Annotated in this window: 22 protein-coding genes; 5 read left to right on the top strand and 17 right to left on the bottom strand. The window is 75.9% G+C overall.

The genetic code is table 11. The features are described 5' to 3' along the window. Positions 1-67: 67 nt before the first annotated feature. On the top strand, positions 68-631 hold the full coding sequence (locus BJ989_RS02910; RefSeq protein WP_179516926.1) for an SACE_7040 family transcriptional regulator: 564 nt from the start codon (positions 68-70) through the stop codon (positions 629-631). A gap of 41 nt (positions 632-672) precedes the next feature. Here the strand turns inward: BJ989_RS02910 and BJ989_RS02905 are convergent, their stop codons facing one another. The 3 genes from BJ989_RS02905 to BJ989_RS02895 all read right to left on the bottom strand — a co-directional run bounded on the left by BJ989_RS02905 (position 673) and on the right by BJ989_RS02895 (position 5,821). Beyond that, positions 673-2,016, bottom strand: coding sequence for an MFS transporter (locus BJ989_RS02905; protein ID WP_179516925.1), 1,344 nt, complete (start codon positions 2,014-2,016; stop codon positions 673-675). Between the two features lie 154 nt (positions 2,017-2,170). Continuing rightward, positions 2,171-2,902: an SWIM zinc finger family protein gene (locus BJ989_RS18570; protein ID WP_179516924.1), complete on the bottom strand. Its 732-nt coding sequence runs from the start codon at positions 2,900-2,902 to the stop codon at positions 2,171-2,173. Between the two features lie 81 nt (positions 2,903-2,983). Then, entirely contained in the window at positions 2,984-5,821 is a 2,838-nt protein-coding gene (locus BJ989_RS02895) for an SNF2-related protein (RefSeq protein ID WP_179516923.1), read from the bottom strand. A 92-nt stretch (positions 5,822-5,913) separates the two neighbouring features. Here BJ989_RS02895 and BJ989_RS02890 point away from each other — a divergent pair, with 92 nt between their 5' ends. Beyond that, positions 5,914-6,399, top strand: a complete 486-nt coding sequence (locus BJ989_RS02890) for a glutathione peroxidase (protein WP_179516922.1) — start codon at positions 5,914-5,916, stop codon at positions 6,397-6,399. A gap of 205 nt (positions 6,400-6,604) precedes the next feature. Here BJ989_RS02890 and BJ989_RS02885 read toward each other — a convergent pair whose 3' ends face one another. From BJ989_RS02885 to BJ989_RS02865, 5 genes are all read right to left on the bottom strand, one after another. Beyond that, the gene (locus BJ989_RS02885; protein ID WP_179516921.1) at positions 6,605-8,749 is read right to left on the bottom strand and encodes a RecQ family ATP-dependent DNA helicase; all 2,145 of its coding nucleotides are present in this window, start codon (positions 8,747-8,749) and stop codon (positions 6,605-6,607) included. Between the two features lie 114 nt (positions 8,750-8,863). Then, positions 8,864-10,336, bottom strand: coding sequence for a PKD domain-containing protein (locus tag BJ989_RS02880; RefSeq protein WP_179516920.1), 1,473 nt, complete (start codon positions 10,334-10,336; stop codon positions 8,864-8,866). Between the two features lie 190 nt (positions 10,337-10,526). Further along, complete coding sequence (locus tag BJ989_RS02875) at positions 10,527-12,482, bottom strand: M13 family metallopeptidase (RefSeq protein ID WP_343049040.1); 1,956 nt, start codon at positions 12,480-12,482, stop codon at positions 10,527-10,529. 40 nt (positions 12,483-12,522) lie between these two features. Then, the gene (locus tag BJ989_RS02870; protein WP_179516919.1) at positions 12,523-14,658 is read right to left on the bottom strand and encodes a hypothetical protein; all 2,136 of its coding nucleotides are present in this window, start codon (positions 14,656-14,658) and stop codon (positions 12,523-12,525) included. Between the two features lie 64 nt (positions 14,659-14,722). Continuing rightward, complete coding sequence (locus BJ989_RS02865; RefSeq protein ID WP_179516918.1) at positions 14,723-15,688, bottom strand: NADPH:quinone oxidoreductase family protein; 966 nt, start codon at positions 15,686-15,688, stop codon at positions 14,723-14,725. A 37-nt stretch (positions 15,689-15,725) separates the two neighbouring features. Here BJ989_RS02865 and BJ989_RS02860 point away from each other — a divergent pair, with 37 nt between their 5' ends. Then, positions 15,726-16,148, top strand: coding sequence for a hypothetical protein (locus tag BJ989_RS02860; RefSeq protein WP_179516917.1), 423 nt, complete (start codon positions 15,726-15,728; stop codon positions 16,146-16,148). Between the two features lie 188 nt (positions 16,149-16,336). Here the strand turns inward: BJ989_RS02860 and BJ989_RS02855 are convergent, their stop codons facing one another. From BJ989_RS02855 to BJ989_RS02845, 3 genes are read right to left on the bottom strand one after another with little or no spacing between them, the layout of a single operon-like run. Further along, positions 16,337-17,674 carry an FtsX-like permease family protein gene (locus BJ989_RS02855; RefSeq protein ID WP_179516916.1) on the bottom strand — a complete coding sequence of 446 codons (1,338 nt, stop codon included), beginning with the start codon at positions 17,672-17,674 and terminating at the stop codon, positions 16,337-16,339. Continuing rightward, complete coding sequence (locus BJ989_RS02850) at positions 17,671-18,381, bottom strand: ABC transporter ATP-binding protein (RefSeq protein WP_179516915.1); 711 nt, start codon at positions 18,379-18,381, stop codon at positions 17,671-17,673. Before BJ989_RS02850 ends, BJ989_RS02855 begins: the two co-directional genes overlap by 4 nt. After that, positions 18,378-18,893 carry a PadR family transcriptional regulator gene (locus tag BJ989_RS02845; protein WP_179516914.1) on the bottom strand — a complete coding sequence of 172 codons (516 nt, stop codon included), beginning with the start codon at positions 18,891-18,893 and terminating at the stop codon, positions 18,378-18,380. The genes BJ989_RS02850 and BJ989_RS02845 overlap by 4 nt, the downstream gene beginning before the upstream one ends. A gap of 79 nt (positions 18,894-18,972) precedes the next feature. On the opposite strand from BJ989_RS02845, the gene BJ989_RS02840 reads away from it, so the two are divergent. Next, a complete protein-coding gene (locus BJ989_RS02840; RefSeq protein ID WP_218848692.1) occupies positions 18,973-19,878 on the top strand; it encodes an alpha/beta fold hydrolase in 906 nt (301 codons plus the stop codon). A 58-nt stretch (positions 19,879-19,936) separates the two neighbouring features. Here the strand turns inward: BJ989_RS02840 and BJ989_RS02835 are convergent, their stop codons facing one another. Beyond that, entirely contained in the window at positions 19,937-21,211 is a 1,275-nt protein-coding gene (locus tag BJ989_RS02835) for a M15 family metallopeptidase (RefSeq protein WP_179516913.1), read from the bottom strand. Continuing rightward, positions 21,211-22,644, bottom strand: coding sequence for an MFS transporter (locus tag BJ989_RS02830; RefSeq protein WP_343049039.1), 1,434 nt, complete (start codon positions 22,642-22,644; stop codon positions 21,211-21,213). Before BJ989_RS02830 ends, BJ989_RS02835 begins: the two co-directional genes overlap by 1 nt. Before the next feature lie 58 nt (positions 22,645-22,702). Here BJ989_RS02830 and BJ989_RS02825 point away from each other — a divergent pair, with 58 nt between their 5' ends. Next, the gene (locus BJ989_RS02825) at positions 22,703-23,572 is read left to right on the top strand and encodes a GTP-binding protein LepA (RefSeq protein WP_179516912.1); all 870 of its coding nucleotides are present in this window, start codon (positions 22,703-22,705) and stop codon (positions 23,570-23,572) included. Between the two features lie 47 nt (positions 23,573-23,619). Here the strand turns inward: BJ989_RS02825 and BJ989_RS02820 are convergent, their stop codons facing one another. From BJ989_RS02820 to BJ989_RS02805, 4 genes are all read right to left on the bottom strand, one after another. Then, entirely contained in the window at positions 23,620-24,207 is a 588-nt protein-coding gene (locus BJ989_RS02820) for a TetR/AcrR family transcriptional regulator (protein ID WP_343049038.1), read from the bottom strand. 116 nt (positions 24,208-24,323) lie between these two features. Beyond that, the gene (locus BJ989_RS02815) at positions 24,324-24,515 is read right to left on the bottom strand and encodes a ferredoxin (RefSeq protein ID WP_179519319.1); all 192 of its coding nucleotides are present in this window, start codon (positions 24,513-24,515) and stop codon (positions 24,324-24,326) included. Positions 24,516-24,520: 5 nt separating this feature from the next. Next, positions 24,521-26,050 (bottom strand): fatty acid desaturase, encoded by a 1,530-nt coding sequence (locus tag BJ989_RS02810; protein WP_179516910.1) that lies wholly within the window; start codon positions 26,048-26,050, stop codon positions 24,521-24,523. Between the two features lie 104 nt (positions 26,051-26,154). After that, the gene (locus BJ989_RS02805; protein WP_343049036.1) at positions 26,155-26,667 is read right to left on the bottom strand and encodes a MarR family winged helix-turn-helix transcriptional regulator; all 513 of its coding nucleotides are present in this window, start codon (positions 26,665-26,667) and stop codon (positions 26,155-26,157) included. Positions 26,668-26,692 lie beyond the last annotated feature (25 nt).

Raw genomic sequence — 26,692 nt, 5'->3', positions numbered from 1 at the left:
TCGTCCGGCGCGATCGCGCCGTGGACGCCGCCCCCCCCCCGAGGTGAACGGTCGCTAACCTGCCGTGGTGAGCAGGCGGGCGCAGATCCTCGGCACCGCGGCGGAGCTCTTCGCCGCGCGGGGCTTCCACGGGGTCTCCGTGGCCGACCTCGGCGCGGCCTGCGGCATCTCGGGACCCGCGCTCTACAAGCACTTCCCGAGCAAGGACGCCGTGCTCGCGGAGATGCTCGTCTCGATCTCGGAGGAGCTGCTCGCCGTCGGTCGGGAGCGGGTCGCGGTGGCCGGGGGTGACCCGGCGGCCGCACTGCGCGGCCTCGTCGACTGGCACGTCGACTTCGCGCTGCGGCACCGTGCGCTGATCGTCGTGCAGGACCGCGACTGGGAGTCGCTGCCCCCCGACGCCCGCGAGCGGGTCCGCGGCCTGCAGCGGGCGTACGTCGACCTGTGGGCCGCCCAGGTCCGCTCGCTCGACCCGGTGCTCGGCCTCGACGGCGCCCGCGCGACGGCGCACGCCGCCTTCGGGCTGATCAACTCCACCCCGCACTCGGGCCTCCTCGACGACGAGGAGATGCGCGGCGTCCTCACCGGCATGGCACTGCGCGCCCTCGCGGTGCCCGTCCTCACCCCCTGACCCCCCACCGAGGGGTCACGCGCTGCCCACCCGCCGAGGGGTCACGCGCTGGGCGGGCGCTCCCCAGCGAGTGACCCCTCGACCGCCTTGCGGGGCTCGACGTCCCCAGCGAGTGACCCCTCGACCACACCGACTGCCGCCGAGTCCCCAGCGAGTGACCCCTCGGCGAGAGCGGAGGACAGCAGCCGCTGCGCGCACGCGAGCAGGACGAGGGCACCGCACCCGGCGGCGACGGTGACGGCGAAGGCAGCCGTGTGCCCGCCGTCCGCGACGCTGGTCCCCACGGCGTCGGCGAGGCGACCGGCGGTGCTCGACCCCACGGCGTAGCCGATGCCGGTGGCGCCGGCCAGCAGTGTCATCGCGGCACCGACGCGGGCGGGCGGCGCGACCCGCTCGCCCGCGGTGAAGACGGTGATCATGTAGGGCGCGATGACCGTGCCGAGCACCAGGACGACCAGCGCGAGCGCGGCGAGCGAGTCGGCGAGCAGCAGCGGCAGCGCGAGCACGGCCATGCCCGCGGCGAAGGCGAGACCGCGCCGCGGCAGGCTGAACCGGGCCGGCAGCGCCACGACCGCGAGCCCGGCGCAGACGGAGCCGACACCCAGGACGGCGTGCACCAGCCCGGCCAGGCCGAGGCGGCCCTCCGCCTCTGCCAGCACGCTCGTGCCGGTCTGCACCGATCCGAAGAGGACGCCGACGAGCAGCTGGGCGCCGAGCAGCACCGCGAAGGCCGGCACCAGCAGCCGGCCGCCGGGCAGCAGGTGGCGGTCGGGGTCGACCAGCGTCGCCGTCGGGTGCAGCGCGAACCACGTGCCGAAGACCAGCAGCAGCCCCGCGGCCGTCGCGACCGCCGCGCCCGGGTCGAGCAGGGAGACGACGACGCCGATGAGCGCGGGCCCGAGCACGTAGGACGCCTCGTCGGCCGCTCCCTCGTAGGAGAAGGCCGCCTCGACCAGCCGCGGCCGCAGCGCGCCCTCGCCGTGCACCATGGGGCGCCAGCGCACCCGGGCGAGCGGGCCGACCTGCGGCACGAGCAGCCCGGCCACCCCGGCCGCCAGGACCAGCACCGGGGTGTCGGCGTCGGCCCGGGTCGCTGCGACGAGGGCGAGCAGCGCCAGCCCGCCACCGAGCGCCTGGGCCGTCACGACGCGGCGCTGCCCGACGCGGTCGGCCATCGCACCCGCGAGCGGGGAGCCGACGGCGTTGGCGACGGCGAGGGTGCCGGCGGCGAGACCGCCCGCGGCGTAGGAGCCGGTGGCCTGCGAGACCAGCAGCAGCGTGCCCAGCTGCGACATCGCGGCGGGCAACCGTCCGACGAAGGCGACGACGACGTAGAGCGGGCCGGCGACGCGCAGCAGCCGGCGGTAGGAGGCGAGCGGTGACACGGGGGTCCTCGAGGGTCGGTGCCCGGGTAGGGCGGAGCCGTGCGCGCCGTCCCACCTCCACGGCCGCGCGAGGAACCCTCTGCCCCGCAGATCGTACGCCGCACGCCGGCGCCCCGGGCAATCCGCGGCCGCGGCGGCTCACCGGGGCGCCGGGTCAGAGCAGGTGGGTCGGGTCGCCGCCCTCGTCGAGCACCGCGAGGACGCGGGCCGCCCGCAACGCCGCGTCGAGCGCCACCTCGACGTCGGCGTCCCCGTCAGGCTCGGCGCCGACCCCGCCGACCCCGCCGGCGTCCCACCCGTCGTCGGCCCGGTCGTCGGCCCCCGGAGCCACCCCACGGCCCGCGGCGTGCACCGCGACGAGCAGCTCGTCGCGCGGCAGGCCGCGCAGCGCGAGCAGCACGAGCGGGTCGACGTCGAGCAGCCAGCCGAGCACCGTGAGCACCGCGAGCGCGTGCCGGCACGGGTCCGGCCAGCCGTCGCAGGTGCACGTGGTCGTGAGCTCCCCGCCGTAGGGCAGCAGCTCGACACCCGCCTCCTCCGCCTGCTCGACCAGGTCGATCGGGAGCTCGCCGCCGAGCAGCGCCGGGACCCGCCCGGACTCGGCACGCACCACCTCGACCAGGGCGGCGCGGGCGGTCTCGTCGAGCACGGGCACCGCCCCCGACACCGCCCACGCGTCGTCGCCGTGGAGCACCGCCGCGAGGAACGTGCCCGCCCCCACGGTCACCGAGCCCACCTCGCCGGCACGGGCGTGGGCGCGCCCGCGCCGCAGGTCGGCCTCGGCGTAGGCGGCCTCCTCGACGGCCCGCTGCCACGCCTTGCCCCACCACGAGCGCACGGTCGCACCCCGCCGAGGCTCGAGCCGCGGGTGCGAGACCGTGCTCACGACGCGCTCACGACGCGCTCACGACGGGTGCGCGGCGGGTGCACGACGGGTCCGCGACGGGTCCACCGCCACCCGGCCCGGTCACCGGCGCAGCGACACGAGGTCGCGCAGCTCGGCGTCGGACAGCTCGGTCAGCGCACCGTCACCCCGCGAGAGCACCGCGTCGGCCAGCGCTCGCTTGCGGGTGAGCAGCTCGGCGACCCGCTCCTCGATCGTGCCCTGGGTGACCATGCGGTGCACCTGCACCGGCCGGGTCTGCCCGATGCGGTGGGCGCGGTCGGTCGCCTGGTCCTCCACGGCGGGGTTCCACCAGCGGTCGAGGTGGACGACGTGGTCGGCGCGGGTGAGCGTGAGGCCGGTGCCGCCCGCCTTGAGGGAGAGCAGGAACACCGGCACCTCGCCGGCCTGGAAGCGGGCGACCATCGCCTCGCGCTCGCGCACCGGCGTGCTGCCGTGGAGCAGCTGGTGCGGCACGCCCGTGCGGGCCAGGTGGGTCTCGACCAGCCGCGCCATCGCGACGTACTGGGTGAAGACGAGCACGGCGCCGTCCTCGACGAGCACGGTGCCGAGGAGCTCGTCGAGCAGGTCGAGCTTCTCGGAGCGGCCCGCCAGTCGCGGGTCGGTCTGGCGCAGGAACTGCGCCGGGTGGTTGCAGATCTGCTTGAGCCCCGTCAGCAGCGCGAGCACCAGGCCACGACGCACGGTCTCGTCGGCGCGCTCGATGCGCTCCATCGAGTCGCGCACCAGCCCCTCGTAGAGCACGGTCTGCTCGCGCGTGAGCCCCAGCAGGTGGTCGGTCTCGGTCTTCGCGGGCAGCTCGGGCGCGATGCCGGGGTCGGACTTGCGTCGGCGCAGCAGGAACGGTTCGACCAGGTCGGCGAACTGCCGCGCCGTGCTCGGCACGAGCCCCGACTCGATGGGCGCGGCCCACCGCTTGCGGAAGGCCGCGCGACTGCCGAGCAGCCCCGGGGTGGCCCAGTCGAGGATGGCCCACAGCTCGGTGAGGTCGTTCTCGACGGGGGTGCCGGTCAGCGCCACCCGCGCCCGGCTGTCGATGGTGCGCAGCGCCCGGGCGGTCGACGAGGCGGGGTTCTTGACGTGCTGGGCCTCGTCGGCGACCACGAGGTCCCAGGCGACGCCGGCGAGGGCGGCGGCGTCGCGCCGCATCGTGCCGTACGTCGTGAGCACGGCCTCGCCGCGCCCGAGACCGTCGAGGTCACGACTCGCGCCGTGGAAGCGGCGCACGGGCACGCCGGGCGCGAAGCGGCGCAGCTCGGACTCCCACGTGCCGAGCAGCGACGTCGGGCAGACGACGAGCAGCGGCCCGGTGGCGCCCTGCTCCTGGCGGTGCAGGTGGAGGGCGACGAGCTGCACCGTCTTGCCCAGGCCCATGTCGTCGGCGAGGCAGGCGCCGAGGCCGAGCGAGGTCAGCTCGGCCAGCCAGGTGAGGCCCTGCTGCTGGTAGCCGCGGAGGGTCGCACGCAGCCCCGCCGGGGTCGGCACCGGCGGCCGCTCGCGAGCCCCGACCAGGCGCGCCCGCATCCGCTCCAGGGTGGCGCCGACGACGACCTGGTGCTCGGTAGCCTCCACCTCGACGACGCCGGTGAGGGTCGCCGCCAGCGCCTGGGCCGGCTTCACCGTGCGCACCAGGCGCTTGCGGGCGCGGCGGGCCGTCGCGGGGTCGACGACGACCCACTGTCCGCGCAGCTTGAGCATCGGCGCGGTCGCGGCGGCGAGCCGGTCCATCTCCTCCTCGGTGAGCGTCTCGCCGTGCAGCGCCACCTGCCAGCGGAAGGCGAAGAGCTGCTCGGTGCCGAAGAGGCCGTCGACCAGCGGCTCCTCGCGCTCGGGCACCTCGCCGGCTCGTCTGCGCCGCAGGGTGCCGTCGCCCGGCGCGAGGTCGAGGACCGTCGACGACGTGAGGTCGCGCCCGAGCGAGCGCGGCCAGAGCACGTCGACCCCCCGCTCGCGCAGCGCTCCGACACCGGTCTCGAGCAGGTCGGCGATCTCCTCGCCGTCGAGCGTGAGCTGGTCGGGCACGCGCAGCTCGAGCAGGCGGTCGAGGACCGGCCAGGCGTCGGCCGCGGCGCGCAGCGCGATCAGCGCGTGGGTGCGGGCGCGGTCGCCGAAGCCGTGCGGGGGGACGCCGGTGAGCGGGTCGGGCTCCTCGGTCCACAGCAGTGCCGCGTCGGCGACGTGGACGGGGTTGCGCTCGTCGTGCACCTGCAGCACGAGGCGCACGGCCCCCGCGACCAGCTCCTCCTCGTCGGCCTCGACGCGCAGCGACACGGTGACGAGGTGGGGAAGGTCGGTGCGGGCGGGTGACCCGGCCGCGCGGATGCGGCGACGCAGCCGCTCGGTGAAGTCGGGCCGGGGCGACGGCCCGGTGGGTGCCTGGCCCGGTCGACGAGGGGCGTCCGCGCTGGTCCGTCGGGTGGCCGGGTGGGCAGTCTGGCGGGCGGGCGCGAGCACACCGCCGGGTGCGGCGCGGGGGACCGCGTCGGCCACGGCGTCGAGGAACCGGCGGACGACGCCCTCGGCCGCCGCCGCGTCGAGCCCGCCGTGGGAGCGCGCGAGCGCGAGCTGGCGCACCCGGTCGTCGTCGGCGTCGTCCAGGTCGGCGACCCGCCAGCCGCGAGCCGGCGGCCCACCGGGGGACGGGTGCTCGGCGGGCTCGAGCCGGCCGGCCGCCACGAGGCGCAGCCCGAGCAGCGCCGCGCCGGACAGCAGGGCCACGCTGGGGTGCACGTCGTCGCGCGCGTGCGCCTTGGTCAGGACCGGGAGCGCGGCCCGCACCGGCAGCTCCACCCGGCGCCCGCCGCCGTCGGCACCCTCGCCGGCACTGAAGGCGACCACCCCGTCGCGCGGCAGCTCGCCGGCCCGGAAGGTCGCCGGGCCGGTGACGGGGACGAAGCTCACGCGAGCGACCGTAACCGCTGTCGCCGACACCGGCCGTCCGGCGTACCCGAGCAGGGAGCGGACCGCCGCGCGCCGGTGGCTACGCTGCCCGCGTGGACATCCTCGACCTGCCCCTGGCCCGGCTCGACGGCACGCCGAGCACCCTGCGCGAGCTCACCGGCGGCCACCCCGCGCTGCTGGTCAACGTCGCGAGCAAGTGCGGCCTGACCCCGCAGTACACCGGCCTCGAGGAGCTCCACGAGCGCTTCTCCGGCCGCGGCTTCACCGTCGTCGGGCTCCCGTGCAACCAGTTCGGCGGGCAGGAGCCGGGCAGCGCGGAGGAGATCCAGGAGTTCTGCTCCGCGACCTACGGCGTGACCTTCCCGATGTCGGAGAAGGTCGAGGTCAACGGCGCGGAGCGGCACCCGCTCTACGAGCTGCTCACCCGCACGCCCAACGAGGACGGCGAGGCCGGCGACGTGCAGTGGAACTTCGAGAAGTTCCTCCTCGCCGCCGACGGCACCGTCGTCGCCCGCTTCTCCCCCACCGTCACCCCCGACGACCCGCGCCTGGTCGACGCCGTCGACGGCCTGCTCTGACCTCGCCCGGCTGACACGGCGCCGCAGCTGCGTCGTGCGACACCGACGCAGCTGCGTGTCGATCGCATGACGCACCCCAGCAGCCACCACCGGCGTACGCCGCACCCCCCGGGCAGCGTCATGCGTCGTCGACGCAACTGCGCGCGCACCGCATGACGCACCGCAGCCGCCACCACCGGCGTACGCCGGGGCGAGCGACCGGCGGTCAGCTGTCGGTGGCGAGCACCAGGGGCAGCACCTGCGCCGCGCCGGCGCGGCGCAGGGCGCGGGCGGCGAGCGTCAGCGACCAGCCGGTGACGGTGCGGTCGTCGACGAGCAGCACGGGGCCGGGCGGGAGGTCGCCGTCGAGCACGAGGTCGTGGCGTCGACCCAGGGCGGCGACGCGCTGCGCGGAGTTGGCGGCACCCCGCCCCGGCGGCACCGACGCGTCGACGAGGGCCCACCGGCCGGCGACCGGCACCTGGAGGTAGCGCGACAGGCCGGCCGCGAGGTCGGCGACGAGGGTCGGCCGCGTGGCCGACTCGACGTGCACCACGGAGCCCACCGAGCCCGCGACCGCGCCGGTGCCCGTCGCCCCGGGCAGCCAGTCGCCGAGCACCTCGACGACCGCGCGCACCAGCGGCACGGGGACCGGGCCGTCGGGGGTGCCGTCGCGGAAGAGCTCGCGGAGCGCCTGGCCGTGGCCGAGGTCGGTCATGCGGGCGACCGCGCGGCCCTCGTCGGCGCCGTCGGTGATCTTGCCCTTGAGGTCGAGGCCGAGGTTGGCCAGGCCGGTCGGCCACATCTTGCGCGGGGCCACCGCGACACCCGGCCGGGCCAGCCGCGCCGAGGCCTCCTCGACGGCCGCGTCGGACACCTCGAGGCCCAGCGACAGCCCGCCGCAGTTGTCGCAGCGACCGCAGGGCGCGGCCTCGGGGTCGTCGAGCTGACGGCGCAGGAACTCCATGCGGCAGCCGTCGGTCGCGAGGTAGTCGAGCATCGCGGCCTGCTCGCGCTCGCGCGCCTCGGCGACGCGGGCGTAGCGCTCGGCGTCGTAGGACCACGGCTGACCGGTGGACTCCCACCCGCCCCGGACCCGGCGCACCGCGCCGTCGACGTCGAGCACCTTGAGCATCGTCTCGAGGCGGGTGCGACCCAGCTCGACGTGGGTCTCGAGCACCGCGGTCGACAGCGGCCTCCCCTCGTCGGCGAGCACCTGCAGCGTCTGCTGCACCAGCTCCTCGCGGGGGAAGGCCAGCGAGGCGAAGTAGGCCCAGATGTCGCGGTCCTCCGGGGCGGGCAGCAGCACGACGGTGGCCTCGTCGGTGCCGCGGCCGGCGCGGCCGACCTGCTGGTAGTAGGCCACCGGCGAGGACGGCGCGCCCACGTTGACCACGAAGCCGAGCGTGGCGTCGAAACCCATCCCGAGCGCACTGGTCGCGACCAGCGCCTTGACCCGGCCGGCCGCCAGGTCGGCCTCGAGCGCCTGACGCTCGGTGGGGTCGGTCTGGCCGGAGTAGGCCGCGACGTCGTGGCCGCGGGAGCGCAGGAAGTCGGCGATCTCCTGGGTGGCGGCGACGGTGAGGCAGTAGACGATGCCGGAGCCCGGCTGCTCGGCGAGGTGGTCGGCCAGCCACGCCAGCCGCCTCTGCGGGGAGGGCAGCCGCACCACGCCGAGCCGCAGCGACTCGCGGTCGAGCGAACCGCGCAGCGTCAGGGTGTCGGCCCCGAGCTGCTCGGCGACGTCGTGGGTCACCCGCTCGTTGGCCGTCGCGGTGGTCGCGAGCACCGGCACACCGGCGCGCAGGTCGCCCAGCAGCGTGCGGATGCGGCGGTAGTCGGGACGGAAGTCGTGGCCCCAGTCGGAGATGCAGTGCGCCTCGTCGACCACGAGCAGGCCCGTCGTGGCGGCGAGCCGCGGCAGCACCTCGTCGCGGAAGGAGGGGTTGTTGAGCCGCTCGGGGCTCACCAGCAGCACGTCGACGCGGCCCTCCGCGATGTCGGCGTGGACCCGCTCCCAGTCCTCCAGGTTGGTCGAGTTGATGGTGACGGCGTGGATGCCGGCGCGCTCGGCGGCCTCGACCTGGTTGCGCATCAGCGCCAGCAGCGGCGACACGATGACGGTCGGGCCCGCCCCGCGGGCGCGCAGCAGGGCGGTGGCGACGAAGTAGACCGCGGACTTGCCCCACCCCGTGCGCTGCACGACCAGGGCGCGACGGCGGTCGACCGCCAGCGCCTCGATCGCGGTCCACTGGTCCTCGCGCAGCGCTGCGTCGTCGCGCCCGACCAGGGCGCGCAGGTGGCGCTCGGCCTCCGCGCGCACGGCGGCGCGGTCGACGTCGGTGGCGTCCTCGAGATCCGCGGCGGTCATGACGACGTGTCTACCAGCGCCCGGCGACACCCGCCGCCGCCCGGCGGCGCACCTGTGGACGACGCGCCGCGGCCCACGCCCGCGGCGTGCCCGCGCACGGACCAGCGGGGAGGGTCAGCGCCCGAGCCGCCGCTGCGCCCGCAGCGCCTCCCGCGCACCGCCGGCCACCAGCACGGTCTCGGCCGCGCCCCACACCACGACCTCGACGCGACCGCGCCCGGCGGGCACCGTCACCGACGCGCGGTAGCCGCGCTGCCCGTCGACGCGCACCGGCGTCGTCCAGGTGACCGCCCCGTCGACCACCGAGACCCGCGGCCGCCCGGCGGCACGGACGACCCGGCCCTCCGCCGTGACGAGCCGCACCACGCCCCGGGTGCCCGCACGCCGCAGCCGCGCCCAGCCGCTCACCGAGGAGCCGTCGTCGAGCCGCCCGCGCACGGCGGCCGAGACCGGCCGCAGCACGACCCGCACCCGTGACGTCGCCCGGCTCGTGGCCCCGTCGTCGTCCGTCGCGGTCGTCGTGACGCGGAAGGTGCCCGGTCGCTGCCACGCGGTGGTCGGGGTGCAGTCGGGCCCGTACGCCGCGCTCACGGCAGCGGTCCCGTCACCGAAGCCGGTGCGGCAGGTGACGTCGTCGCCGCGCAGCGCACCGAGCGCCGCGGGGTCGACCGCGGAGCCCGGGTCGCCGTGCGGCACCCGCAGCAGGACCTGGTCACCGGTGCGCACCACCACCGCCCGCGTCCCGCCTGCGGCGGACGCCCCGGTGCGTGCGCCGCGCAGCGGCACCGTCGAGCCGTCGGCGCGCCAGCGCTCGAGCCGCACCGGGCCCGGCGCCGGGGCGACGTTGCGCCACGCCGTGTCGACCGCCCGGGACTCCGAGCCGTCCGTCGCGTCGAGGTGCAGCCGGGCGGGACCGTCGTCGTGACAGCGCAGCACCGGCTCCGCACCCCCCGGTCCTCCCCCACCACCGTCTCCCGCCTCGCCGCCCTCGACGGCGCAGCGCGCGGCCGCGTCGCCGACGACCCGCCAGCTGCCGCCCGAGGCGGGCACCGGCAGCGGCAGCACGGAGCCCTCGGCCACCTCGCCGAGCACCTCGACCGGGCGGTCGACCACCTCCACCTCCTGCGTCGAGGTGGTCGAGCGGCCGAGGTCGTCGGTGACCGTCAGCGTGATCGTGTGGCGACCGGGCGAGGCGTAGGTGTGGCTCCTGGCGCACGGCGCCTGCGGCGACCACGGCTTGGCGCGCCAGTGCCCGTCCGCCGCCGTGCCGTCCCCCGCGTCGACCGTGCAGGTCCACCCGGTCCCGCGGTCGCGGGGTCCGGTCGGCTGGTCGGGCGACTGCACGGTGAAGGCCTCGCCCACGAACGGCGCGCCTCCCGGCCCGTGGGCGTCGAGCAGCGCCAGCCCGGCCACCGGCCCGCGCGCAGCGGCCGGCGCGCCATCCTGGGGACCACCCGGGTCGCCCCCGTCGGCACCCGCCGTGACCCCGACCGCGGCGCCCCCCGCGCCCGCGGACGGGACGCCGACCAGCACCCCGGCCAGGAGCACGGCCCCGAGGACCGCTCCGACGAGGCAGGTCGCGAGCACGGTCAGGAGCGTGGGCGCGCCGACGCGCGCATGCAGTGCCGACCTGACGGTCACGGTGTCCCCCCGGCGGCCGACGACGGCGCCCCCATGGCGCCGCGCGGCCGGGGACCACGCTCGCGCACCCGGGCGTGCCGGTCCAGACCTCGCGCCTCAAGATCGCCGCAAGCCGGCCGGGCACGCGGCCCGGGCGTCACCAGATGCGCACGCGCTCCTCGGGGTCGAGCCAGAGGCCGTCACCGGGCCGGGTGTCGAAGACCTCGTGGAACTCGTCGAGGTTGCGCACGATGTTGGCGCGGAACTCCGGCGGGCTGTGCGGGTCGACGGTGAGGTACTGGCGCTCCTGCTCCGGCCGCCGCTTGGTGCGCCAGACGTAGGCCCAGTTGAGGAAGAGCCGGCGGCGGTCCTCCTCGGGGGCCGACCCCCCGCACGCGATGAGGTAGGCGTGGTGGCCGATGGTCAGCCCGCCGAGGTCGCCGATGTTCTCGCCGACGGTCAGCGACCCGTTGACGTGCTCGCCGGGCAGCGCCCGCGGCGAGAACCCGTCGTACTGCGTGACGAGCGCCTTGCTCTTGACCTCGAAGGCGGCCTTGTCGTCGGGGGTCCACCAGTCGTGGAGGTTGCCCTGGCCGTCGTACTGCGCACCCTGGTCGTCGAAGCCGTGGCCGATCTCGTGACCGATGACCGCGCCGATGCCGCCGTAGTTCTCGGCCGGGTGGGCGTCGGGGTCGAAGAACGGCTTCTGCAGGATGCCCGCGGGGAAGCAGATCTCGTTGGTGCCGGGGTTGTAGTAGGCGTTGACGGTCTGCGGGAGCATGAACCACTCGTCGCGGTCGACCGGCCCGCCGAGCTTGCCGAGCTGGCGGTCGGTCTCGAAGGCGGCCGCGGCGGCGACGTTGCCGAGCAGGTCGTCGGCGGTGACGTGCAGGCCGGAGTAGTCGCGCCAGCGGTCGGGGTAGCCGATCTTGGGGCGGAAGGTCGCGAGCTTGTCGTAGGCCCGCTGCTTGCTCTCCTCGGTCATCCAGTCGAGCGCGGCGATCGAGCGGCGGTAGGCCTCGAGGAGGTTCGCCACCAGCTCGTCCATCAGCTCCTTGGAGCGCGGCGGGAAGTGGCGCGCGACGTACTCCCGGCCGACGGCCTCGCCCACGGCGCCCTCGACGAAGGCGACGGCGCGCTTCCACCGCGCGCGCAGCTCGGGCGTGCCGTTGAGGGTGCGGCCGTAGAAGTCGAAGTTGGCCTCGACGAAGTCGCCGGGCAGGTAGGGCGCGCACGAGCGCAGCACCCGGCTCACCAGCCACGGGCGCCAGTCCTCGATCGGCACCTCCTCGAGCACGCTCGAGAGGTGGGAGAAGTACGACGGCTGCCGCACGCAGGTCTCGCCGAGCACCTGCTCGACCTCGAGCTTCGCGCCGGCGAGGTTGCGGACGTAGGCGTCGACGTCGAAGGCCGGGCAGAGCGCGCGCAGGCCCTCGAGGGTGGTGAGGTTGTAGGTCTTCTGCACGTCGCGGGTCTCGGCGCGCTCCCAGTGGCCCCGGGCCAGCAGCGTGTCGATCTCGAGGATGCGGCGCGCGGAGGCGGCGGGGTCGGGCTGCTCGCCGAGGGTCAGCAGCCGCTCGAGGTAGGCGACGTAGGCCTCCCGCACCTCGGCGAACTTGTCGTCGCGGTAGTAGGACTCGTCGGGCAGCCCCAGGCCACCCTGGGTGAGGTGGAGGAGGTAGCGGTCGGAGTCCTTCGAGTCGGTGTCGACGTAGGAGCCGAAGAGCCCGTGGCCGCCGATGCGCTCGAGCTCGCCGAGGAACGCCGCGAGGTCGCGCACGTCGCGCAGCGCGTGGACCGCGTCGAGCAGCGGGGCGACGGGTCGCAACCCACGCCGCTCGACCTCGGCCTCGTCGGCGAAGGAGGTGAAGAGGGCGCCGATCTTGCGCTGGTCGTCGTCGAGCTCGGCGTCGGGGCGCTCGGCGAGCTCGGTGATGATCGCGCGCACCTGCTCCTCCGAGCGGTCGGCGAGCTCCACGAAGGGGCCCCAGCTGGAGCGGTCCGCGGGGATCTCGGCCTCGCGCAGCCACGTGCCGTTGACGTGGCCGAAGAGGTCGTCCTGCGGTCGGATGGCGTCGTCCATGCCCGGGCGGGCGTCGTCGAGGATCGTCACGCCGGCGAGGCTACCCGGACGGGCCGACGGCCGACCGCTGCTACGGAGCGACGTCGCGGAAGGCGTCGGCGACCCGCTGCAGGCCGTCCTTCTCCCGCACGGAGTAGGGCGCGGTGTTCCAGGTCGGCCAGCGGAAGTCGAGCTCCTGGCTCGCCGCCGCCCCACCGGACCCCGCCGCGGTGAAGGTCAGGCGCATCCCCGGCACCTCGACCAGCTCGGCGGGGACGCCCTCGCCCAGGGCGGTGCGGCTCGACGGGTCGGCCATGCCGAGCATCGACCACGGCAGGCGCAGCCGCACCGTGCGCCGTTCCTCGTCGACCTGCCACGTGGCCAGCGAGTCGCGGTCCTCCGCGCCGGGCTCCCACGCGCCCTCGCGCAGCTCGTCGACGACCTGCAGCTCCTCCGGGCGCTGGACGCCTTGCACGACGAGGGGGCGGTTCACCATCAAGGCGTAGGTGTGCCACGGCTCCTCGGCCCCCGGCCGGTAGGGGCCGCGCTGTCCCGGGGTGACGTCGAGGCGCACCGGGTCGAGGTCGCGGCGCACCTCGGCGGTGGCGGTGCCCTCGCCCGGCCGCACCAGGACGCGGTAGTCGGCCGCCTCCGGGCCGGGCACCACGTCGGCCTCGACGTCGAGGGCCTCGGGCACGGCGTCGCGGAAGGTCACCTCGAGGTGCACCCACGAGGCGTCGGCCCAGGCGTAGAGGTACTCGAACGGGCCGTCGGCCGGCATCGCCTCGGGCAGGACCTCGGCCGCGGCGTCCGGGATCGGCTCGGCGTCGGTCGACAGCAGCCCGAACCACTGCTCGTTGGTCAGCGGGTCGTGCCACAGCTGGCGACGCTCGGGCACCTGGTGCAGCTGGGTGTTCCAGGTGCGCTTGAACCACTCGTCCTCGAAGGCGAAGAGCCACGCGGCCGCGGCGCCCTTGTCCTCAGCGAGCCGCACGAGGTCGGCGTTGATCGTCATCGCGTCGACCTCCTCGTGCCCACCCTGGTCGCGGCCGCGGGTCCCGACGTGGGCGCTGCCCAGCGACGAGGGAACCCCCGTCTCGGTGACCAGCAGCGGCATGTGCTCGGCGCTGTGCTCGCGCAGCCGCACCACGTAGCCGGCGTAGGGGTCGCCCTCGCCGTCCCACTGCTCGTCCTGCAGCCCGGGCTCGTAGCGCTGGAAGTCGGGGTAGTAGGGGTAGGCGTGGAAGCTCGCGAAGGTGCCGCCCGGCCAGGCGTCGGTCGGCAGGACGTGCACCGGGTCGACCGAGGCGGCGTCCTCCTCGGGCAGCGGCTCCTCGGGGTGGTCGAGCGGGTCGGTCGTGGGCCAGTTGACGAAGGCCACCGGCACCGAGCTGCCACGCGCCGCCTCCAGCGCCGCGAGCTCGTCGAGGTGCGTGGCGATCCAGCGCTCGGTGGCGGTCGCGTCCGCGGTGGCGGCGAAGAAGCGCCCGGGCGCGTACGCCGTGTCCGCGTGCCGCGCGTCGGTGCGGAGCACGCCGGCGGGGTCCCACTCGACGCCGAGGACCCACGAGGCCAGCCACGGCGAGACGTCGGTGGTGTAGGTGCCGCCGGCGCGGCCCGGCCGCTGCTCGCGCTCGAGGTCGCCGTGGACGGCGGCGGAGACGTCCGCGAGCTCGGCGCTGAACGCCTCGTCGACGACCGGGTCGTAGAGCGTGCCGCCGGGCTCGACGTACGACTCGTCGGGCAGGTAGACGCCCTGGGCGAGGTAGAGCGGCGCCTCGGGGTGGGCCTCGTTGTAGGCCGCGAGCTCGTCGTAGAAGGCGGGCGGGTGGAGCGTGTAGACCCGCACGACGCGCGAGCCGAGGCGCCCCATGGTGGCGAGCCAGTCGCGGTACTGCTCGGCCTCGATCGTGCCGACCTCACCCGGCTGGTGCAGCGGGGTGCTCGAGCCGAGGTTCACCCCCGGCAGGAAGGTCTTCTCGCCGGACGCGGTGTGCAGCCGGAAGCCGTCGGCGTCGGACTCGGCGAGCACCGAGAGGCCGTCCACGGTGCGCGGCGCCGGGGACCAGTCGACGTCGGAGGCCGGCGCCTCGGCGCGGGCCGGCGTGCCAGGCGCCGGTGCCGGGTCGGTCGTGCCCGGCTCGCCGCCACCCGCCCCGGAGCACGAGGCGACGGCGGTCAGCGAGAGGGCGAGGAGGGCGGCCGGCAGGCCCCGAGGTGCGCGCACCGGTCGACGCTACGCCGCCCGACCGGCGTGCGGCGGGTGATTCGGGAGACCTTGAGGATCGCGGTCAGCGCACCCGGACGACGAGCTTGCCGAGCGCGCGGCGCTCCTCGAGGTCGACGAGGGCCTGGCCGAAGTCCTCGAAGGCGTAGGTGGCCCCGACCGGCGGGGCGATCGTGCCGTCCTCGAGCAGCGGGAGCAGGGCCTGCCACTGCTCGAGCATGTAGCCGGGGCGCACCATCGCGTAGGCACCCCAGCCGACCCCGCGGACGTCGACGTTGTTGAGCAGCAGCCGGTTGACCTTGACCTCCGGGATGCCCTGCCCGGCAGCGAAGCCGACGACCAGCAGCCGCCCCTGCGGCGCGAGCGAGCGGAGCGAGTCGGTGAAGGCGTCGCCCCCGACCACGTCGAGCACGACGTCGACGCCGCGGCCCTCGGTCAGGGCGGCCACCGCGTCCTTGAAGCCGTCGAGCAGCACGGCCTCGTCGGCGCCGGCGGCGAGCGCGACCTGGCGCTTCTCCTCGGTGGAGCACACCGCGATCGCGCGGGCGCCCATGCCCTTCGCGACCTGGATCGTGGCCGTGCCGACGCCGCCGGCCGCGCCGTGGACCAGCACGGTCTCGCCGGAGCGCAGGCCGCCGCGCTCCGCGAGCGCGAAGTGGGCGGTGAGGTAGTTCATCGGGATGGCCGCGCCCTCGTCGAAGGAGAGGCGGTCAGGCAGCGGGAAGCAGAAGATCCGGGGCACCACCACGCGCTCGGCGGCGCCGCCGTAGGGCAGCACGCCGACCACGCGCTGGCCCGGCTCGAAGCCGTCGGGCCCGCTCACCACCGTGCCGGCGAAGTCGACGCCCAGCGTGAACGGCGGCTCGGGCTTCAGCTGGTACTCCCCCTTGCTCAGCAGCAGGTCGGGGAAGGAGGTGCCGACGCTGTGCACCTCGACCAGCACGTCGTCGGGGCCGGGCGTCGGCTCCTCGACGTCGCGGACCTCGAGGTCGCGGGGGCCGGTGGGGGACGTGACCTGGACGGCGCGCATGGGAGGGAGGCTAGCGAGGTGCGGCAGACTGGGGCCGGTGAGGTTCACCGAGCGCGAGATGACCGTCGCCGTGGACGCGGTGGGCAAGGAGCTCTACGCCGCGACCCGGCCGCCGTGGAAGCGCGGGTCGGCCGACGACGAGTGGGAGGCGATGACCCCCGGGCAGAAGTACCAGCGCCGCGCCGCCGCCGGCGAGGTCGTGCTGCCCGTGCTCATCGCGCTGCCTGACCGCCCCACCGTGGGAGCGCCGCCGCAGTTCAGCGACGAGGAGTACGCCGAGGCGGCCGTCGCCGGCGCCCGCGCGCTGGTCGGCTCCCGCGACCCCGACGCGTGGGAGTCGCTGTCGGCGAAGAAGCAGCAGGCGCTGCTGCAGACCACCGTCGCCCTCACCCGCGCGGCCGTCGCCGCCATGCCGGTGCGCCAGGACCCCGACGCCATCACGGTGCCCGACCACCTCTGACCCGCCGCTGTCCCGGCTGGCGTGCGGTGCGGCGTACGGCTCGTGTCCCGGTCAGCGTGCGGGGCCGGCCGGGTGTCGTTCTGGGCGCAACCGTGCTGGTCACGACGGTCACCGGCGGGTTCCACAGTGCGGTCCCGCACCATTGCGCTCCCCGGCACCCCCGGCACCCCCAGCAGTACGCCGGGCGGCTAGGCCGTGCGCAGGGCGTCGGGCTGCAGCGCGGCCTCGACCCAGGGGCGCAGCAGGGCGGTAGCGAGCGTGACCGCACCGGCGACGACGGTGAGCGCGACGAGCGTGCCGACGACCGCGCCGACGTAGCCTCCGAGCCCCGTGTCGGCCATCGCGGCGAAGCCCACTCCGCCGAGCAGCGCGCCGAGCAGGGCCATCGGCACCGTGGCCATCAGGCACTCGAGCCGCTGCGAGCGCGAGACCACCGCAGCCGGGACACCGGTCGCGACCAGCGTGGCGAGCTCCCGCTGTCGGTCGAGCACCGTCTCGGTCGTGTGCACGGCCAGCGAGGCGGCCACCAGGCCCGCTGCCAGGATCGCGGCGAGCAGGGCGGGCGCCAGGTAGAAGCCGCGGTCGTAGGAGTCGACGCCCCACACGTCGGGCACGAAACCACCCACGACCCCCAGCGCCAGCGCTACGGCTCCGACGGCGGCGGCTGCCCGACCCGCTGGCCGCGCATCGACCTGGAGCCGCCGCGACGCCAGCAACGCCGTCGCACCCCGGGCCCGACGGGCGACCAGCCCGGCGACCGCGTGCGCGACCGCTGGCGCGAGGAGCACCATGCCGGCCGCGATCGCAGCCACGGCCAGCAGCGTCAGGGCGTCGTCGCCGGGTGCGCCGCCCCCGGTGGCGAGCCCCCACAGCAGGGCGACACCGACGCCGAGCGGCAGCAGCCCCCACGGCCGCGGCGGGCGGGCGAGCCCCCGTGGCCCGCCCGCCTCGCCCAGCCCGTCGGTGGTCGCGGCACGGCGACCGGCGCGGCGGCCGACGAGCAGGCCGTAGGCCGCGAGGACGCCGACGACGACCGGGACCCACGGGCCCGGGCCGACCGTGACCGGCACCAGGGCCGCCTGGCGCTCGAGCAGCGCCACCCCCAGCACCTGCCGCAGAACCGCCCAGACCACGACGCCGAGCAGCGCGCCCGCCACGGCCGGCACCCCGACCTCGACCGCGCCGAGGCGACCGAGGTCGCGCCGGGTGGCCCCGGCCACGCGCAGCGCCGCCACCCGGCGGCGTCGGTCGGCCGAGCCGAGGCGGACGGCCTGGTCGAGCAGGAGCAGCAGCGGCAGGCAGGCGAGCGCGATGCCGAAGAGCACGCCCGGACGCAGGCTCGGGTCGGCGACCACGCCGAGCATCCCGGACTCGTAGGACCCGCGGTCGCCGCGGTCGACCAGGCTCAGCTGCACGATCGACGCCCCCACCAGGAGCAGCCCCGACACGACCGCCGTGCACGCCAGGACCAGCGACGCGCGACCGCGCCCGACCGCGTCGAGGCCGACCCGCCACAGCGGCCTCACGGCCGGGCGCCCAGGTCGGCGCCGACCGTCGCGCCGTCGCGCAGCACGACCTCGCGCTCGGCGGCCGCGGCCACCCGGTTGTCGTGGGTGACGACGACCAGCGCGGCTCCGGTCTCCCGCGTCGCCTCGACGAGCACGTCGAGCGTCCGCTCGGCGGTCACGGTGTCGAGCGCGCCGGTCGGCTCGTCGGCGAGGACGACCCGCGGCGAGGTGACGAGTGCCCGGGCGATCGCGACGCGCTGCGCCTGCCCGCCCGACATCTGCGCCGGCCGGGCGTCGGCGACGTCGGCCACGCCGAGCCGGTCCAGCCAGTGCCGGGCCGCCGAGGCGGCCTCGCGGCGCGCCACGCCGTCGAGGAGGAGCGGGAGGCCGACGTTCTCGACCGCGCTGAGCTCGGGCACGAGCTGGCCGAACTGCAGCACCAGCCCGATCGACGAGCGCCGCATCCGGGTGCGGGCGTCGTCGTCGAGGTCGTCGAGCCGACGGCCGCCGAAGGTGACGACGCCCGCGTCGGGCCGCACCACGCCGGCGAGGCACAGCAGCAGCGTCGACTTCCCGCTGCCCGAGGCACCGGTCACGGCGACCACCTCGCCTGACCGGACGGCGAGCGAGGCGCCGGTGAGCGCGGGGGACGCGGCGTACGCCTTGTGCAGGCCGCGGCCCTCGAGCAGCACCCCGCTCGGCTGTCCCTGCTGGGTCTGCGTCATCGGCCGATCCTCTCCCGGGTCTCCTCGAGCCACCGGAGGTCGGCGTCGAGGTGCGCGATGGTGTGGTCGAGCGCGATGCGGGTCGCGACGTCGGGCGGCCCCTCGCCGTCGCGTCGGGCGCGGGTCAGCGACCGCATCGCGTCGAGGTGGACCGCCCGCTGGCGGTCGAGGAAGGCCAGCGCGTCGCCGCCCGCGTGCAGCGCGGTGACGGTCTTGCGCACCAGCGCGTCGGCGGCGTAGGGCCCCGGCGTCTCCGGCTCCCGCAGCCAGTCGGCCAGGGCCGCGCGACCCGCCTCCGTCACGGCGTACGTCGTGCGCTCGGGCCCGCCCGCCTGCTCGGTGCCGGCGACCTCGACGAGCCCGTCGCGCTCGAGGCGCGCGAGCGTCGCGTAGACCTGCCCGAAGGCCAGCGGCCTGGCCGCCGGGAAGCGCTCGTCGTGCGCCCGCTTCAGGTCGTAGCCGTGCGCGGGACCGTCGACGAGGACGCCGAGGAGCACGCGACCGAGGGACATGCCCCCACTGTGCACCAGGTGACTACACCCTGTGAATAGTCCGGCCGATCTTTCTGTCGACCGGCGTCGAAGACCCTCCGTGCGACCCACCGACTGGCTGCAGGTCCGGCTGATGCAGGCGACCGCTCCGCTGACCGTCCGCTACGGCGAGGAGCTGCGGTTCGCCGGCTCCGACCTGCCCCGGCCGCGCCGGGTGCGGGTGCGCACGCGCCACGGCCGCGTCCCCGCCCACGTGTACGCCGCCGGCCGGCCACGCTCGGACGGCGGGCCGGCGGGGCTCGCGGGGGCCTACGTCCACTGCCACGGCGGGGCGTGGCTGATGCGCCACCCGCGGATGGACGACTTCTGGTGCCGCTACCTGGCGGCCGAGGCGGGTGTCGTGGTCGTCAACGTCGACTTCAGGGTCGCCCCGCAGGTGCGCTACCCGGTCGCGCAGGAGGAGGCGCACGACGTCGCGGCCTGGGTGGCCGGGGCCGGCGCGGCCGACCTGGGCGTGGACCCGGAGCGCGTCGCGGTCGGCGGCTTCTCCTCCGGGGGGCAGGTCGCGGCGGCGGTGGCCTTGATGGCGCGCGACACCGGATCCTTCCGCCCGGTCCTGCAGGTGCTGGGCGTGCCCGCGCTCGACCTCGTCACCGAGCCCGACCCGCGCGACGCGGGGATGGTCAGCCCGTCGCTGCGGCAGCTGGTGCGCCGCACCTACTTCGCGGACGCGTCCCGGCGCGGCGAGCCCTACGCCTCACCGCTGCTCGCGCCCGACCTGGCGGGCCTCCCCCCGGCCGTCGTCCTGACGGCCGAGCGCGACGTCCTGCGGCGCGACGGCGACGCCTACGCCGCCCGGCTGCGGGAGGCCGGCGTACCGGTCGTGCACGACGTCACCCCCCACGCCGACCACTACTTCCTCTCCGCCGACCTGGTGCGCGCGCGCCGCACCATGGCCCTCGTCGCCGCCGAGGTCGCCGCCCGCACCGCCCCGACCTCCTCGTGACGCCAGGGGCCGGGCCGAGAGCAGGGCGTACGCCGGCAGGCCGACCCCGCCAGACGGCTCAGCGCGGCTCGACCAGCCGCGCCAGCTCGAAGTGCATGGGGTCGGTGTAGGACCAGTCGCCGCCCCAGGCGAAGCCCCACTTCTGGAAGATCGCGACGACGTCGCGGTCGATGTCGCCGACGGTGCCGCGCAGGTTGCCGGGCACGTTGACGTCGAAGGCGATGCCCCACGAGTGCAGGGAGAGCTGGGTGGAGCCGGCGATGAAGCGGGGGTAGTAGCAGCCGGCGTACTGCCCCGGCACGATCTCGTCGGCCAGGCCGCGCGACACGATCTCGGCGAGCGCGGCGCGGAACTGCGGCAGCATCACCCGGTGGCAGGTCACGCGGCCGAGGATCGGCACGACCTCGGTGCGGATGTTGGCCGCGACCCAGCCGGCGTCGGGCTGGATGCGCCCGCCGCCCAGGACCCGGTAGGAGAAGGTGCCGACGGCCTCGGCGACCGACCCGCCGGTGAGGTAGGCGGTCTGCTGGACGTCGGGGTCGAGGCCGAAGCGGGCGACGACGTCGAGCGCCTGCACCGACGCCTCGCCGCCGACGGCACGGTCGACCTTCCCCTGCACGGCCTGCGGTGCGGTCATGCCGGTGGAGACGAGCAGGGCGTTGCCCTCGGGCATGCCGAGCTCGTCGCGCCAGGTCTCGTTGACGACGGCGTCGACCTGCGGCACCTGGGGGGCGTAGGCGCCGATGTGCAGCTGCGGCGCGTCCTCGGCGTTGCCCAGCCGCAGGTAGCCCGCCTCGTCCTGCAGCCGCTTGCCCAGACCCGGCAGGATCGCGAGCTCGCCGCCGGCGACGCGGGTCCAGATGTCGGTGAGCTGGGCGGAGTTGACGGGGGTGAAGCGGCGGTAGGACGCGGGGTCGACCACCGCGACGTCGAGCACCTGGTCCTCGACCGCGACCTGCCCGATCGAGAGCCGCTCGACGGCCTCGACGCCGGGGAGTGCCTCGACCCGGTCGACCACCTCGTCGCTCAGCGGCTCCTGGGCGTAGACCAGCAGGTCGGCCGGCAGCAGGGGGTCGCGCAGCGGGCCGGGGTCGGGCACGGCGTGCTCGGGGTCGGCCACCGCGACCGGCGACCCCGACGGCTCCCCCGGCGTCGACCCGGGCGCCGCCCCCGCCGACGCGGAGCCCGTGGGGGCCGACGAACCGCCGGGGGACGCTGCCGCCGTCGGCGAGCCGTCGACGGCGCTGCCCCCGCCGCCGCAGGCGGCGAGCGCCAGGCAGGGCGCAGCGGCCAGCGCGGCGAGCCGCAGGCGGGCGGCGGGCGAGCGGTGCATCAGGCGGGACCTCCGCGCTCCAGGGTAGGCGGGGCCAGCACGTCGCGGACGCCGATCCACGAGACGACCGCACCCGCCGCCAGCAGACCGGCGCAGGCGAGCAGCGCGGCGTCGTAGCCCGCGTCCATCACCTCCGGGCGCGCGTAGTCGGCGCCGCTGAGACCGACGAGCGGTGGCAGCGCGGCCACCGCGAGCAGGGTGCCGGCCCGCGCGACCGCGTTGCTGACGCCGCTGGCGACGCCGGCGTGCCGGTCGGGCGCGGCCGCGAGCACGGTCGCGGTCAGCGGCGCGACCATGAGCGCCAGCCCGAGACCGAAGACGGTGAGGCCCGGCAGCACGTCGCGCACGTACGACGTCTCCGCACCCGCCGCCCGCAGCAGCAGCACGCCCCCGGCCATCACCAGCGGCCCCGCCGTGAGCGGCACCCGCGGGCCGATGCGGGTGGCGAGCGCCCCACCGCGGGCGGCGAGCAGCAGCATGCAGACGGTGATCGGCAGCGTCGCCAGGCCCGCCTCGAGCGCGCTCCACCCGGCGACCGTCTGCAGCTGCAGCACCAGGAAGAACAGCACGGCGCCGAGCGCGGCGTAGACGAGCAGCGTCATCGCGTTGGCCGCCGAGAAGGTGCGGTCACCGAAGAGCCCGAGCGGCAGCATCGGCTGCCGGGCCCGCCGCTCCGCGACCACGAAGGCGGCCCCGGCCACCAGGCCCACGACCGCCGCCAGCGCCGAGGCCGACGAGCCGACCTCGACGAGGGCGTACGTCGTGGCGGCGAGCGCGAGCGTCGCCAGCGCCGCGCCGGGCACGTCGGCGCCCCGGGCCCGCTCGGCGTCGCGGGTCTCCGGCACGTGCCGCGCCAGCAGCACGGTGGCAGCCGCGAGGGGCAGGTTGACCAGGAAGATCCAGCGCCACGAGAGCTGGTCGACCAGCAACCCGCCGACGAACGGCCCGACCGCCGCGGCGATGCTGCCGAGGCCCGACCAGAGGCCGATCGCGCGGGCGCGGTCCTCGGCGCGGAAGGCGGCCTGCAGCATCGCCAGGCTGCCGGGGGCCAGCAGCGCGGCGCCGACGCCCTGCAGCGCCCGGGCGGCCACCAACGTCCACACGTCGGGCGCGAGGCCGCAGAGCAGGGAGGCGACGGCGAAGAGCACGGTGCCGACCACGAAGACCCGGCGGCGGCCGAAGCGGTCGCCCAGCGAGCCGCCGAGCAGGATCAGCGCCGCGAGGGTGAGCAGGTAGCCGTTGGTGGTCCACTGCAGCGCCCGCACCCCGGCGTCGAGGTCCTCGCCGATGGCGCGCAGCGCGACGTTGACCACCGTGCCGTCGAGCAGCGTCATGCCGGAGCCGAGGGTCGCGGCGGCCACGACCGCGCGACCGGTGGGGGTGCCGAGCCGGACCGCGGCGAGCGGGCCGGGCACGGGCGAGGCGTGCACCACAGCCGCGACTCTACGGATCCACCCCCTCGGGTGGTCCGGGCGCCGTACGCTCGCCGGCGTGAGCGCCCACCCCCGCCGCCGCTCCACCGAGGAGCGGCTCCACGAGCACGTGCGTCGGCTCGGGGAGGAGCACCCGCCGATCCCGCTGGAGTCCGTGGACCTCACCGTGCGGCAGCCGGGGCTCGTGGCCGACCGGTTCGGGCACGTGCTCGACTACATGGCGCGCGTCGAGCTCGAGGTCGACCGCAACGTGCTCGAGCTGACGACGCTGCTGCCCGACCCGCCGGAGGTCGACCGCCTCTTCTACCGCGACGTCTGGCAGCCGCAGGAGGTGCAGCACGGGCTGATCCTCGACGCGCTGCAGCAGCAGCTCGGCCGCCCGCCCGCAGGCGCCGACCTCGACACCGTCTCGCTGAAGATCCGCGTCCTCGGTGCGCTCGCGCACCTCGGGCCGGTGCAGGACGTCGTGCGGATGCTCTACTACCTCACCGGCATGTCGACCGAGCGGTCGGCGGTGCTGGCCTACAACCTGCTCCACGACGGGTTGGTCGAGGCCGGCGAGGACGGCGTCGCCGCGACGGTGATCGCCCCGATCCGCCGTCAGGAGCCCGGGCACTACGCCTTCTACACGCTCAGCGCGCGCGGCCTCGCCGAGCAGCTGCGCCCGTGGCAGGCCTTCCTCGTGCGGCACCTGCGCCGGCTGTCCTACGGCCCCGTCGGCGCCAACGACGACGAGCAGAGGGCCGACTTCGGTGACCTGATGACCACCCTGGGCATCGACCGCCAGCTCGCGGACTTCGCCGAGCAGATCGCCCGCGTCGAGCGCGAGCTGCTGTGGGCCCACCGCTCCGGCATGGACGTCCCGCCCTACGTCACCGACGCCTTCCGCGACGCCGTCGAGCTCGCCCGCGCCCGCGCTGCCGCCTGAAGGCGACTCGAGGCTCCCCGGCGACCGGCGGCCCCGGCAGTCCCGCCTCAGCGCTCGAGCACCCGCCCGACGATCCAGGCGACCGCGTCGGCGGTCTCGGCGGGCGTGCCGGTGGGCTGCATGACGTGGCTCAGGACGACCCGCACGATGGTGTCGACGGCGGCGTCGAGACGCGCGGCCGGCAGGTCGAGGCCGTAGGGACCGAGGCGCTCGAGGATCACCCCCTTCGCCGCCACCAGCAGCGACTCGGCGTGGGTGGTCAGCAGCGGCAGCAGCTCGGTGTCGGCGCCGTGGGTGGCGGAGACGACGGCGTGCAGCAGCGGGTTGTCCTCGGCCAGCACGAGCACGTCGTGCGCGGCGTCGCGGATCGCGTCGACCAGCGCGTCGGGGTGGCGGTCGAAGGCGCCCGTCACGACACCGAGGAAGCGGTCGAGCTCGCCGAGGATCATCGCCTCGGCCAGCGCCGGCTTGCCGCCGACCTCGTTGTAGACCGTCTGCCGGCTCACCCCCACCGCGTCGGCGAGCTTGGCCATCGTCACCGCCGACCACCCACGCTCCGTCGTCAGCGCGAGCGCGGCCGCCACGATGCGGGCGCGCAGGGGCGCGGGGGGGCTCGAGGTCGCCGCGCCGGTCACGCGCCCGAGTCTAGGAACCACCCCGGCACCCACCGGTGCGCGGACCCCGCCCCCGCACCACCCGGCGTACGCCGGGGCGCGCGACCGGGTCGGCGGGTGCGGGTCCGCGGGCCCGGTCAGCCCTCGAGCCGCAGCGCCTGCACGGGGCAGGAGGCGACGGCCGCGGCCACGGTGGTGCGGTGCTCCTCGGCGGGGTGCTCGTCGAGGATCTGCAGGTTGTCGTCGTCGTCGAGCTCGAAGAAGTCCGGCGCCATCGACTGGCACATGCCGATGCCCTCGCAGGTGTCGTAGTCGGGCACGATCCGCATGCCGCTCACGCCACCGCTCCCGTCGCGCCGGTCAGCGGCACGAAGTCGACCTTCTCGCGCACCCCGCAGTCGGGGCAGCACCAGTCGTCGGGGATCTCGGCCCACGCCGTGCCGGCGGCGAAGCCCTCGCGCTCCTCCCCTGCCTCGACCTCGTAGGTGTAGCCACAGCTCGGGCAGCGGGCGGCCATCACCTCGTCGGCGACCGCGCCGGGGGCGGCGTCCTCGCGGGGCGTGTCGTCGTGCGGCGCCGCGGGGGCGGGCCAGGCGGCCAGCACCTTCGCCCGCTTCGAGGGCTGCACGTTGGCGCGGGTCACGTCGCCGTCGAAGTGCTGGACGACGAGGGGGTCCATCACCCGGCGCCACAGCGGCGGGACCAGCGCGAGCACGATCATCCCGGCGTAGCCGGTGGGCAGCACCGGGCTCTCCTCGAAGTCGCGCAGCGTCTGGTAGCGCCGGGTCGGGTTGGCGTGGTGGTCGCTGTGACGCTGCAGGTGGTAGAGCAGCACGTTGGTGGCGATGTTGTTGGAGTTCCACGAGTGCGAGGGGTCGACGCGCTCGTAGCGCTCCTTGCCGGGGCGCCCGACCTTCTGGCGCAGCATCCCGTAGTGCTCCATGTAGTTGACGACCTCGAGCAGCGAGAAGCCGACGACGGCCTGGAGCACGAGGTAGGGCAGCGTGCCGACGCCGAAGGCGGCCACGACGCCGGCCCACAGCACCGCCGACATCACCCAGGCGTTGAGCACGTCGTTGCCGAGGCGGAAGGGGTGCTGCTGCTTGCGGGCGTAGCGCCGCTCCTCCAGGCGCCAAGCACTCTTCAGCGAGCCGAGCACGGTGCGCGGCCAGAAGGCGTAGAAGCTCTCGCCCAGGCGGCTCGACGCGGGGTCCTCGGGGGTGGCGACGCGGACGTGGTGACCGCGGTTGTGCTCGATGTAGAAGTGGCCGTAGAAGCTCTGGGCGAGCGCGACCTTCGACAGCCAGCGCTCGTGGCTCTCCTTCTTGTGGCCGAGCTCGTGGGCGGTGTTGATGCCGATGCCGCCGATGCAGCCGAGCGAGAGCGCCAGGCCGACCTTGTCCCAGGTGGACAGGTCCCACGGCCCGCCGCCGCCGACCAGCCACATGCCGGCGAGGAACCCGGCGTACTGGATCGGCAGGAAGAGGTAGGTCACCCAGCGGTAGTAGCGGTCCTGCTCGAGCGCCTCGATGACGTCGTCGGGCGGGTTGGAGCGGTCGAGGCCGGCGACCAGGTCGATCGCGGGCACCAGCACGAGGATGACGATCGGGCCGATCCACCACCACACGCCCCAGCCGGTGAGCGCGTGCATGCCGGCCGCGACGAAGGCCAACGAGGGCACGACGAGGCCGATCAGCCACAGGTAGCGCTTCTTGTCGACCCACTGCTCCGTCGAGCCCGCGGGCACGGTGCCGCCGACGCGCGTGCCGCCCTCGGGGGCGGCTGCGTCGGGCGCCGGCCGGGGGGATCCGGCGGGTCCGGTAGGTCCGGTGGGTCCGGTGGTGTGCGTGCTCTCGGTGCTCATCGCGCCTCCTGCCGTCGTCGACCCGCGGCGATGCGGGTTGACAAGACGATAGGGATTGTCAAGGCGTTTGACAAGAGGGCAGTTTCTGTCAAGCGGGTGCGGCGTCAGGTGGGGTCGGCGGGCAGCTCCCCGGCCGCGCCCGCGTCGAAGGCCGCCTCCGCCCCGCGCAGGTAGCGCTCGACGACCGCGCGCTCCTGCTCGGTGAAGGAGGCGTCGAGGCGGGCCAGTGCGACGAACATCGGCATCAGGTGGGCCAGCACCTCCTCGCGCCCGGAGGTCGTGACGTGGACCTGCGTGCGCCGTCGGTCGTCGGGGTCGGGGCGGCGCTCGACGTGGGCCCGGGCGGCCAGCCGGTCGACGATCTGCGTCGAGGCCGCAGTGGTGACCTCGAGACGGCGCGCGAGCTCGGCGGGACCGAGCGGCTCGCGCACGAGGTGCTCGAGGGCGACCATCTCGGAGTCGCTCAGCCCGGCGCGGCGCGAGACCGCGCGGCGCACGCGTGCCCCGGCGTCGACCGCGGCGCGCAGCGCGGTGAGCGAGCCGGTCTGCTGCCAACGCGCGGCCCAGCGCGCGTGGGGGCCGGGCTCGTCCGGCTTGCCGGGGCTGCTAATTTTCACTCACCTGCTTAGTGATCAACCTGCT

It is taken from the genome of Nocardioides perillae, assembly GCF_013409425.1.
Lineage (GTDB): Bacteria > Actinomycetota > Actinomycetes > Propionibacteriales > Nocardioidaceae > Nocardioides > Nocardioides perillae.
The sequence above is the reverse complement of the archived record's forward strand: the minus strand, read 5'-3'. Positions and strand labels throughout refer to the sequence as shown.

What these genes read in the sequence shown, in the direction of transcription:
- BJ989_RS02885 (WP_179516921.1), bottom strand. Translation starts at nt 8,749, where the DNA reads ATGACCGCCGCGGATCTCGAGGACGCCACCGACGTCGACCGCGCCGCC.
- BJ989_RS02865 (WP_179516918.1), bottom strand. Translation starts at nt 15,688, where the DNA reads ATGCGCGCCGTCCAGGTCACGTCCCCCACCGGCCCCCGCGACCTCGAG.
- BJ989_RS02850 (WP_179516915.1), bottom strand. Translation starts at nt 18,381, where the DNA reads ATGACGCAGACCCAGCAGGGACAGCCGAGCGGGGTGCTGCTCGAGGGC.
- BJ989_RS02845 (WP_179516914.1), bottom strand. Translation starts at nt 18,893, where the DNA reads ATGTCCCTCGGTCGCGTGCTCCTCGGCGTCCTCGTCGACGGTCCCGCG.
- BJ989_RS02835 (WP_179516913.1), bottom strand. Translation starts at nt 21,211, where the DNA reads ATGCACCGCTCGCCCGCCGCCCGCCTGCGGCTCGCCGCGCTGGCCGCT.
- BJ989_RS02815 (WP_179519319.1), bottom strand. Translation starts at nt 24,515, where the DNA reads ATGCGGATCGTGCCCGACTACGACACCTGCGAGGGCATCGGCATGTGC.
- BJ989_RS02810 (WP_179516910.1), bottom strand. Translation starts at nt 26,050, where the DNA reads ATGAGCACCGAGAGCACGCACACCACCGGACCCACCGGACCTACCGGA.